This is a genomic window from Paenibacillus sp. 01L418 (genome assembly GCF_056400045.1).
On the sequence record NZ_JBFTSN010000202.1, the window covers coordinates 1 to 11,311 of the forward strand.

The 11,311-nt window shown below is 47.0% G+C and carries 5 protein-coding genes and 1 pseudogene; 1 reads left to right on the top strand and 5 read right to left on the bottom strand.

Annotation, left to right across the window (positions count from 1 at the left end):
• From AC1DSE_RS21010 to AC1DSE_RS21020, 3 genes and pseudogenes are all read right to left on the bottom strand, one after another.
• Positions 1-927: pseudogene (locus AC1DSE_RS21010) on the bottom strand (sensor histidine kinase); the annotation flags it as partial.
• A gap of 191 nt (positions 928-1,118) precedes the next feature.
• Positions 1,119-2,825: an amylo-alpha-1,6-glucosidase gene (locus AC1DSE_RS21015; protein WP_477512110.1), complete on the bottom strand. Its 1,707-nt coding sequence runs from the start codon at positions 2,823-2,825 to the stop codon at positions 1,119-1,121.
• Between the two features lie 315 nt (positions 2,826-3,140).
• Positions 3,141-5,384 carry an FAD-dependent oxidoreductase gene (locus AC1DSE_RS21020; RefSeq protein ID WP_477528134.1) on the bottom strand — a complete coding sequence of 748 codons (2,244 nt, stop codon included), beginning with the start codon at positions 5,382-5,384 and terminating at the stop codon, positions 3,141-3,143.
• 123 nt (positions 5,385-5,507) lie between these two features.
• Here AC1DSE_RS21020 and AC1DSE_RS21025 point away from each other — a divergent pair, with 123 nt between their 5' ends.
• Positions 5,508-6,314 carry a helix-turn-helix domain-containing protein gene (locus tag AC1DSE_RS21025; RefSeq protein ID WP_477512108.1) on the top strand — a complete coding sequence of 269 codons (807 nt, stop codon included), beginning with the start codon at positions 5,508-5,510 and terminating at the stop codon, positions 6,312-6,314.
• A 215-nt stretch (positions 6,315-6,529) separates the two neighbouring features.
• Here AC1DSE_RS21025 and AC1DSE_RS21030 read toward each other — a convergent pair whose 3' ends face one another.
• Together AC1DSE_RS21030 and AC1DSE_RS21035 are read right to left on the bottom strand one after the other, a co-directional pair.
• Positions 6,530-7,609: an S-layer homology domain-containing protein gene (locus tag AC1DSE_RS21030; RefSeq protein ID WP_477528135.1), complete on the bottom strand. Its 1,080-nt coding sequence runs from the start codon at positions 7,607-7,609 to the stop codon at positions 6,530-6,532.
• Positions 7,610-7,738: 129 nt separating this feature from the next.
• A partial coding sequence (locus AC1DSE_RS21035) for a cohesin domain-containing protein (protein WP_477528136.1) occupies positions 7,739-11,311 on the bottom strand: 3,573 nt, incomplete at its 5' end.

Consider the following 11,311-nt stretch of genomic DNA (forward strand, 5'->3'; position numbering starts at 1 on the left):
AAACCGGTAAGAGAACAAGTATGCGAGTCCAAAGGCCAGCAGACAGGAGCCAAAAGCGACGATGACGGTATTCGACCGTATAATGTCGGAAGAGCGATAAAAGGATGCAGCAGGCAATCTTGCCTCAATGCTCCACCCATTAACAGCAAGAGTTTTAGTCCATAAGATGTCACTCTCTTTGGGTTGGAAGGCGGTTGCCGTCTCATAGATAATCCTTCCCTGTGGATCATCAATTTTGAGATGTGCCTTCGTATCATTCTCGAACAGCTGGAACATATGAAGCAGATCTTCGGCATTTTCTTCAATTAATATTTTACTGCCTCGCAGCGCTCCGTAAGGACTATTAACCGGTACTGCCAAGCCAAGCAATGAGATCCCGTTCTCCATCGTTTCGCCCATAGCATGGTTCTGAGAGTAAAATCCTAACCAATACTTGCCACCAATCGAATTGTTCATGGCTTGCCATGCGGGAATAAGGCTGAGCTTGGATACATCAAGATTATTTTCCCCATAATAATAGCCGGAACTGGTAATAATATAGATTCCAATCGTTCGATCGGGTTTAAGCGCTTTCAAAAGTGCTTCGAAATCATTTTTATCCATGATATCTTTATACGTAGTAGGTACATGATCACTTAGATCAACGCGCGCAGGATCAAGCAAATAGGAATAAATAGTTTCTGTTGTCTGATTCATTCGATTCAAATAAGAGCTCATCTGCTGTTCCAATTGAGCCACTGCATTATCTCCATATTTGCCAAATTGAGAATTAATGACCTTCGCGGATTGGTAATAAGACAAAGCTCCAAGCGAGAGCAGCGGAATAATGGTCACAATGAGAAAACAGAAGAGCAGCTTGGTTCGTATGCTCCGGTAAGAGCCAGACAAAAGAGGAAGTTTAAGTTTCTTAAGTACATGATTCAACATAATTACATCCTTCCTCCTCCACTCCATAATACTTGAAGTGTATCATGGACCTCTTTTACCGAACAATGAGAAGCAATTCCAGCAAATATGCTGTGGACGACAACCCACCAATCACAAATGAGATCTCATTCCCATAAACGTCAAAAGCACCTCCCGTCAGCCTACTATTGGCTTATTGGAAGTGCAGTGATTCATTCGGTTGTATACTCATTACCCAAAATGAGGAACACGCTCGACGTCCATGTAAACGCTCGATCACGTAAACCTTGACCCGTCATCGCATCGAAATTTTCGGCCATCCCGCTTCGGTCCAGCATGTCGCAGAACCGGCGTGAGACCATTTCTGCAAGCTCAAGATCTCCTGCTGCGGCAGCACCTTCAACCAGTATCATAGTCGAGGGCGCCCAGATTGGACCGCGCCAATAGCCGTCAGCACTATAGAAAGGACTATTCACACTCTCCGTCGCCCAGCCATTAGAAGTTAAGAATCTGTTCTCATCACGCAGCCCTTCTAGCAGTGCAGTACGGATATGCTCAGGTAGACGTTTGCCCAATATAATTGGAACGAACAATAATAGGCTGTCTCCTTCTGATAGCTCATGCGTACCTGATCGGCAGGCTGTAAATTGACCATTTTTCCAAAAATGGCTGATCATTTTTTTCATTGTTCCCTCAGCAAGCTGTCTCCATTCGACTGCTTCTTCCACATGACCGAGCCGTTCAGCAATTTCAGCTAAAAGCTCTGCTTGAAGAATAAGAAAAGCTGCTAAATCTGGGCTCTCTACCGGAATGCCATTGTTAAAAGCCGTACTGTTATCCCAGCCGGAGTCGTTGCCATGATTGTATTGCGGAATGCCATCGCTATCGCCATCGCGGTAGTTGAACCACCATTTTGTCCATTTGGACAAAGGCCCATAAACCTCTTGAAGCTGCGCCTCCTTGATAAAGTCCGTTCGTGCCATCATCCAAGCAAGTGTCCATCCATGAATCGGCGGTTTGTTGCAATTCCACAGTTCATATTTATCGTTGATGAAATCCGGGATAAGCCCACTCTCATCCTGCCGGTCAAAGAAAATCATAAACTGATCCCATGCCAGCTTCGGATCATGGCGAACAAGCGCCATTGCATTAAAACAGTGATCCCAGCTCCAAATGTTCGTCATCCAGTTCTTTGACATATACATCGCTGGCCGTGTGAGACAACCTTCTGCCGGAACGAGGCAGGACCACGTAATATAAGCGGCAAGTACTCGGCTTTCTTCCCAGCGTTGTGGCAGCGTTAAACTATTATCCAACCACAAATTAAACTCTTCCTTCACTTGCTTAACGACATCATCAAAAGGTTCCCAAGCCATTCGCGGCTCCAAAATGGTCCTAAACTCTTCAATAGCAAATTCTAATTTACTTGTATTATTGTCCGGCAAGAAACTTGCGATAACATATGAGCTTTTGATTTTGTCCCATGGGACTTCCATTCGCAGCTCGCCAACAAGCGCAGTAAGCATGAACCTGCATTCATGGGTGAAGCTGTTTACTTCCCAGCTGCTAGGTGACGCTTGATAGGCATAATCGTAAGCGGCCGTACGGAAGGTCAAGCGAATTCCGCAGCCGTTCGCGTGAACACGGAATGTCCGGCTGTCAGATATACAAATTTCTGCCGTTAAGCCGCGTTCCGATGTTAACTGAATCCGCTCTGGGGAAGCTTTGGACAGGAAAGATACAGATTGGCCGCTTTCATCGAGCATATCGATATGGAAAGCTTCGCCGAATTTATCATCGCCACCGCGCACGGTGCGCATATATAGGCCTTGTTGTCTATCTTTGGCTTCAGGCAAAATGGAGATCGCTAGGAACGATTCTCTTCGACTGAAAGGTACTAAACTTAAGTCAAAGTTCATATCTAATCTCCTTTACGGAATAGTATACGCTTTCATTGTATCGAAAGGAGTTCTCGGAAAAAACGGACAGTTGTTTCTGATGGGTGGGAAATTTGTTTCGTTAGAGGCTTTGTTAATCACGACGGGGGAGTTTTGTTCGATGAATGCAGTACTTTTGTTCGAATCGCTATTCAAAATAGTTCTTAAATTTAATCGTATACTTGAATCATTATTTGGTGGAGCCATGTCCCCCATTTTTACAATACAATCAGAAAGAGGATGTCCTCCTGCCATGAGATTGGCAAAGGCACCCTCTTTTTTCTAGATTCAGCATTATCATTGACAACTGTATACTCTAATCTCCACAATTTCCGCTCGCGGGCTGCCATTCGTACTTTCGACAACCAATCTTAACTTATTGGTTTGTACTTCATTTATGGAATGAACTCTTTTTCTTATTCGATTATTTGTTTCTCTATGCAAAACAGTCCATCCGTTGTTTGCCCAAGCTTCAATTCGGTAGTCTTTGACGAGCTCCGGAATAACTAAAAAAGGCGTTTCGTGATGATGAAGGTTAATTAAATCCTCGTTTACATCGTCATTGAAGGTCACATGGATTTCGGACACATTCGTCGCTTCGATTAAATCAACCTCAATCCATTCGTCAATACCGGCTTTCAGCGGTTCAGATACCCAAATATGCGGTCCGCCGAACGGTCTTGCGTAACCATCGGTTGCCTTGCTCGCAGCATAGGCTCCCGTTGCCGCCGAGAAACAAAATGGCTCGCGAACCAACCGCTTCATGCTCCATTCGGTGACAGGCGTATACCGCTCGTCATCATCGCGACTGGAGTGTTCGGTATGCATGCTCTCAAAAGCGAGTACGCCGGTTAGCGGAACAGCCGACTTGAACAAGCTGATTCGGTCGTTTGCACGGACGATGATAAATGCATTTTTCGCCGGTTCATCGCTACCCTGCACGAGCGGAATCTCGACCCATTGCCGCTCACCCGTGCTTACTTTCACCTTCACACTATGACGCAACGTTGCCGGAACGTAGTTTTCCGCACGTCCGGTATCCCACAGCTCAACGGTAAGCTCACTTTCCCCGCTTGCCGACAGCAGCAGCTCGAACTGTCCCATCTCACCTTCAATTGGAAATAGCAAACCGACGTCCTTTGCAAGGGGGTACGCCTCCGATGGCTGATCCAAGCAAATTCGCGTTAAAGTACTCGAAGCGCTCATGGTTCCTCTCCTAGCCAAGTCCAATGCATCCATGTTCCGTAATCCGATAATCGAAGYGTCACTCTTAAGCAAGATCTGCTGAAGTTCGGCAATATGGTACTCACGCAGCTCGCGCGGGGTAACGCCTTTCATAACGGACAACGCGGCGCCTGCCCCCGCAGCTTCTCCTATTACCGCGCAAGTTGCCATTACCCTCGTCGTGCCAAAAGCAACATGCGTCGCGCTGATGTTCCGTCCGGCAAACAACAGATTGCTTACGTTTCTTGAATACAAAGAGCTGAACGGAATATGGTAGATTCCATCCGCATGCAAATGCTTAGATCCACTCTCAGACGCATACATGCCTTGAGGGGGATGCAAGTCAATCGACCATCCACCGAAGGCGATGCTGTCGTCGAACGGACGCTGCGCCATAATGTCGTTTTGATTCAACACCGTGTCGCTGATAAAGCGGCGGTACTCTCGCTTGCCCGGGATCGAGCCAACCCATTCGAGCGTCATCGTCTCCGCATCGAATTGACCCGAATTTTTGATATAGTCCCATATCCCATATATGACCGACCACAGTTCATCGCGGATTCGCTCGTTCTCATGAACGCTATCCAGCTCTCCACCCCATTCAATCCACCAATAGTGGCAGCCCGAATCACCGCTGCGTATGACTCGTTTGATCGGAATGGATGTCGTCAAAATGTCCTTAGCGAATGACGGAGCGACAAAACGAACCGGCTTGCCGGTATCCTTCGTGTAGAACAGCAGGGTGCTGCCTAACGTAATGTCGTCTGCAACCTCTGGCGCCCAATCTTCCTCGTATTCGTGCTGCGCTTCACGCCCTAGACGATAGGCGGCTCCCGCTAGGAAACCGACCAACCCATCTCCCGTGCAATCGAGGAACACTTCGCTCTCGAAGCGAATAAGCCGCTCCGAGCCCATCATCCATCCGGTAACAGCACGAATAATCCGCTCTTCAAGCTCTCCATCCGCTTCGACTTCCCGGACGTCTGTGTTCAAGTACAAGCTGATATTCGGTTCCGCGCGAACGGCTTCCAGCAATGTCAAATCCCACAAATAAGGATTCCCCTCGGGATTGCGGTACTGGTTCTGGATGAACAACTCTCCCATGATCCCCGTCTCACGGGCATAACGATTTACTCCATGACCGGTTGCACCGCATACCCACACTCTCACCTCCGAGCTGGAATTGCCCCCCAGCACTGGACGGTTATGAACAAACGCCACTTTCAAGCCCAATCTTGCCGCGGCGATAGCCGCGCATATTCCTGCCAATCCGGCTCCAACTACGGTAATATCCGTCTTCACTAACTCATTTCTCATGGCAATCTCCCCCTGAATATAAGTTGTGTGTATCTTCAATTTCAAATATATTGCTATTCAAAGTATAAGAAAATGCACTATAATTACTTCAAGGATATACTTTATTTCAAGGAGTTTATAAGAATGGATCATCCCGCTCTATGGTCGCACACACCGACTGTAATATCCTATAACTATTGGCAAAATATCGATCGATTCCAGCTTTCCGTGGACACTTACGCCAACTGGGTTATGTTCATACCTGAAAGTGGCCGATTTTCATTCCAGCTTGAAAGCCAAGAGGGGGAATCCAGCTTCGGCAGTATCGTCATATGCCCTCCTCATATTGCATTCCATAGAGAAACGCTTGAGAAGTTAACTTTTCATTTTATTTTGTTTCATTTAGCCGAAACGAACACCAACATTCACACAACGACAGAAAGCTATCCACATGGCCAAGTAATTATCGGGGACCCGGATCGCCTAAAATCTAATCTTCGAATGCTTCGTAAGCTATCGGGGCATTCGAATCAACAAGCGCAGCTTTGGAAGAATACGATTATTCACGATATCCTCCTGCTTGCCAGCGATCAATTCAATCCATTTCAGGAATCCATGCCAAGCGCGGAAGATCCTATGCTTGAAGCCATACTCGAGCGTTTGCAAACACTCGCCTATACACCTTTCAACATCAATAGAGTAGCCGCTGAATTTGGTTTAAGCGCTGTGCAGTTGACGAGAAAGTTTAAACAAACTTTTTCTGTCAATCCTAGCGAGTACATCACATCCTTACGAATCAATCGAATAAAATCTCTTTTAATGGAAAGCGATTATACTTTGCAGGAAATTGCTGTACAGTGCGGTTATGACAACGGATATTATCTCAGCCGTATCTTCTCGTCACGTGTCGGAGTCAGTCCATCTGACTATCGGAAAAATAACAAAGTATAACGATATGAAAAGGCTCAATCTGACTGACATGTTCTCCAAAAAGTGCCTATCTAGTAGATAGCATGCAGAAAATGGTTCCAGAACAGAAGCCCAGTCCGAATGGACTGGGCTATGATTATAATAATAAGATTGCTGGAAGCTTCCGCGAGATTCGGGTCTAGCCTGTATACCACAAAAAAGGGGATTACTCAAAAGTCGTAAGCTCGCAACCGAGTTCATTCGCTTTCTTCTAAATCAGTTTCCGAGATAGTATCCAAAATAGAGAGGATCGCCTTTACTGCCTCTGCGCGGGTAGTGAATTCGTTTCCTTTAAACCAATTATTACCTCTGCCTTGCAGCAATCCTGCATTGACAGCAGCTGCAATAGACGGTTCGGCCCAGCCCATCATTTCTTTCGAATCGTTAAACGCAGTGCGGGGAACATCATTTGTATCCAGTTTTAATGTTCTAGCCATGATTACCGCTAATTCGCTGCGTGTAATATTTCTAGCTGGCCGGAAGGTTTTGTCAGGAAATCCGGTGATAATCCCCTTTTCTACCAACGCCAACACACTCGTATTAGCCCAAGCTTGAATAACATGCTGATCTTTGAATATAGCTTTGTTTTCTTTGGGGTATAGCTCCATCGCTTTAGCTAGCATTGCGGCAAACTCTTCCCGTGTGACTGATCGGTCTGGTCGAAAGGTATGATCCGGGTAACCAACCACAAATCCTAATTCCAACGCGCGTATAATATTTTTCTCCGCCCAATGACCGGCAATATCCTTTAATTGAATTTGAATCTGCGGTTTAAATGTAAAATCAATTTTTTTGCTCACATCGATAGTACTAGCATCCAGATCTCTCGTCATCAATTTCACTTTTGATAGCTCAGCTRTGATCGCTGTTCCTGCCTTTTTTTTGCTGATTACATCAAATTGAATTTTTGCTAGATCGAGATTCCCGCTATCTCCTTGCTGGTTCCCTGTTTTCGTACCAAATATCAATAATTTCCCCGGTTCCTTGTCAAAAAGTTTGTGAAAAGATGCCGAACTGAACGCACTGACTATCTTTTTAAAGCGCAAATGCTCTGCAGGATATAGGATAGTTAGTTCGTAACCATAGACAAGTTTCGCATCTTTTGCAGAAACAGATAGCTCGATTGTATCTCCGGGCTTCACCTCATCGGACTGACTAGTAAATTCAAATGTGGTATCGCTTGCTGCTGCTTGTACATTGTTTGATGGTTGCAGGATTGAGGCTGCGATGAAACTAATGAGTAAAATAACTCTCATTGCAAAACGCGAATATTTCATCCTATGCTGTCCCTTCTTTGCCATAACTTAACGAAAGGGGGAATCCGAAATCCCCCTTTCGTTATCCGAACATGGTATGTCTTCTCTTGGTTTAACTAAATGTACAGTCGCAGTCGCCCAGATGTAACATTATTTATTCAGAATTAATCTAGCAATGAGAACAATATCTTCTAAACCAATTTCACCATCTTTATTGAAGTCCAGTTGTTTCACTTGATTCCATTCAGAATCTTGTTCCGTTATTCCATATGCCTCAACGAGCTTCACTAAGTCTCCAATAGTGAACTTGCCGTCTTCGTTCACATCGCCTGGTTTTGCAACATGAACCGCTTTGCTGAAGGCATTCAGTGCTTGCTTCAATGTTGTAATTGCAGCTTCCAACTCAGCTTGTGTTAATTTCACATTATCCACGGTGGCTTGTGCTTGTTGTAATGCTTGTTGCAGTGCCGCTTTTGCTTCCGCTGGGTATTGGCCTGGCAAGCTTCCCACTTGAGCATTCTCTAAGACTTGTTCCACTTCTGCAATTAATTTGTTCAGATCTGACTTATCAACTTCCTTCACGTCTTGAATCGTTACTTTATATTCTGTGCCGAAACCGTAGATTTCCTCATCCGGCGCATTGGCAAGCTGTAATTCCGTTACTTTAATCGATGTAGCAGCATTTTCTGCCGTTGGCGCGATCGCTTTAAAGCGAAGCTTCACAAGTTTTTTGTTGGATGATTCAGGATTCTTCGATACATTAACGGCGATAAATGTTAGTTCTCCCTCGCCAAGCTTATATTCAACAATGATGAATCCTTCTTTCTCGCTCGGTTCAACGAAGCCTTCAAATTGTACTTGGGCAGGATCGAATTGTAACGTTACCTCCTGAGCTTGATATAACTTTGTCCCTTCAGATAGACCATAGGTTAACTCAAAACTTTCTCCAATTTGAACTTGTTCCGGACCTGCCAATACAGCTTGATCGCTCGGATCCTCTTTGATCTCGGCGGCCTTGAATTTAGCGATTGCCGCATTCAACTGTACCACCGCGGCATCTACCGATGCCTGTGAGGCTATCGTGTCGGCCTCAACCGCTTCCGCCGCCTCGATAGCCGCTAGAAACTCGTCCTTCGCCACAGCCGGGTACTGACCGGCTTGATCGCCGACCACGGCCGCGTCATGAAGCTGTCTCGCCCCGGTAATCGCGCCCGTCAGCTCGGTTTTGTCGGCTTCTTGCACGGTTGCCCCCATAAACTGCATCGGACGCAGCTCCCTATAATCTTTCGAAGAGCCTATTCCGCCGCCCCATTCGAAGAACTCTCTCCGTCCTGCTCCGTCGTTCTCGTTGAACAACAAGCTGAAGCTCATCATTCCCTTATCTGGATGGACCGGAGCAAGCTCGCTCCACGGAAGGGCAATATAGTAATACGTATATTTCGTTTCTTCATCACGGATCACTTTCGCTTCCACATTCGTCACATCTCCCACTTCGACGCCCTGCGGAGTGCTCCAGCGGTGGACGACACTCTGCCCGTTCGGACAAAGTGCAAATCCGTACTCGTACTTATCGGGTATCTCCTTACCCGCAACGCCTGAGAAGAGAGCAAACTGGATCCCGTCGCCGGTCCAGGATGAGGACCCGCATTGATCCTGATAATGGATGTCGTCCTTAATCTTGGCGGTCAAATAGAAATGCTCCTCATCCCAGTTCAACCAGAAATCGCCGCTTAAATCATCCGGCCCCTTCCAGCCTCTCACCCGATTGTTGCCCGTCTCAATTAAATTCAGAGCGTATCCGGGAACCTGGACTTCCTGCAAGCGTTCSCCGGAAGCCGTTTTCTTGATGATCGGATTGAACTCGGTAGAGCCATCCAACGTTATGGGCGCCGTTTCTTTAAAATTCAACTTCACTTGGTAAGCATAAGGTTTGCCGTATGCAGGAATCGGAATATCTACGCTGCCCCGCCACGTGGAAGCAGGTGGAATTACTTCGTTATACGTTTGCGAACCGGAAAGCTCGCCCAACTGCCAATCTAAGCTCGTTAGCGTATAAGCGGACACGGCTGAATTGTTCGTATAAGAGATTTTCAACTGGCCCGTCCGATCGTCCATAGATACGATATGCGGCTCGACCGCCATGCCGAACGGCTCCTCGATTCGGGCGTTCACAAGCAAGTGAGCGCTGGGCTTGCCGTCTACTTTCACATTGGCAATATAAGTCCGGCTCCCAATCTCTGGAACCGCAGGTAGAGTGATTGGTACGTCAAGCTGCCCGTTCGCCGGGACGGATACAGTCTGCGTGACGCCGGCCACTTCAACCTCAGCTATCATCGCTGTAGTGCTGCCCGTATTATCGAGCTTTACACGTATGCGAACATGATCGTTCACGGCCGCAACAACGTCATCCGCAGAGAATAAGYCGCCAGCATGAATGCCGGAAATGTTGCCTTTTACATAGAACACCTGATTGCCAAGCTTTAAATAGACTTTGCCATTCAAAGGCATAAGCGTCTGCTCTTCTCCAGTGAAATCGGTTACGATAACAGGACTATCCGTCGTCAAGACAACCTTTTGCGGGGTAAGAGACCATAGAACGCGCAGATCTTCGCCATTCTTGCGGAACAGATAGCTCCTTACGTTGCCGTACACCTGCTCCTGCTCAACATATTCCCCACCGGTCAGCTGCCTCGTCTGAACCGCGTAAGTTGCAAAAGCCGGCTTGGCCGTATAGGCGCCCCGTCCATCTTCCTCGTTTACGATAATACCGAAGTTATGCTCCCGGTTCTCTGCGTCTGTACCGTCATTTTTCAAATCGTACCAGGTGATATTTTCCGCGCCTTCGGAGATCGCTAGGACATTATAACGGGCAAGGTATTCCGCTTGTTTATCCACCGAGATGCCATCTCCGCCCAACTTCGTATGCCAGCCCATCTCTGTCAGCCAAAGCGGTATTTCCTTGCCAGAAGTATTATATTTTGCAATCAGCTTGTTCAGCTTGTCTAAAGCTAGATCGCCGCCCTCTGGGATTTCCGGAAAACGGTACGGGTGAACGGAGACGCCGTCCAGATAGTTCAGACCACCCAGCGCAAACAATTCTTCAATCCAGTCGTAAGGAATGGTCACTCCGGCAGGTCCGATCACGCGCACATCCTCGCGAAGCTCCTTTATAGCATTGTACGTCTCTTTCAACAGCGGAAAATAATACGACGCAGATGCTCCGCCGCCAAAGGCGTTATATTCGTTCCATACTTCAACCTTCTTGATCTGATCACCGTAATGATTCAAAACGGCACGCGCGTAATTCGCAAAGCCTGCTACCCCTGCAGGGTCTTTAATATGAAAACCGCCGGGATATAGGTTATTGTTGTAGGTCAGCACGATAAACGGCGAGATTCGGTGCTGCTTTAAGGCTGCCATATACGTTTCGTACTTCTCCGGGAATTGATAAACACCCTTTTCCTTCTCAATCCCACCCCAACCAATCTCGTCGCGTACCATGCTGACACCCAGTCTGGAAACGAGCGGAATCAGAATAGGGTCCCAATTCTKGCCGAAATGGGTCGCAACGCCGAATGGCGAAGGTTGGTCGGCGAGATCCGCGTTGGGAGCGAGCACTGTAACCGAAGTCGTCGTGTTCTTAACGATTTGTTCTCCGTCTTTGGCCGTTAATTGCAGTTTATAGTAACCTTTATCCAGCGACGGCAGCGGGAGGGTCAGGTT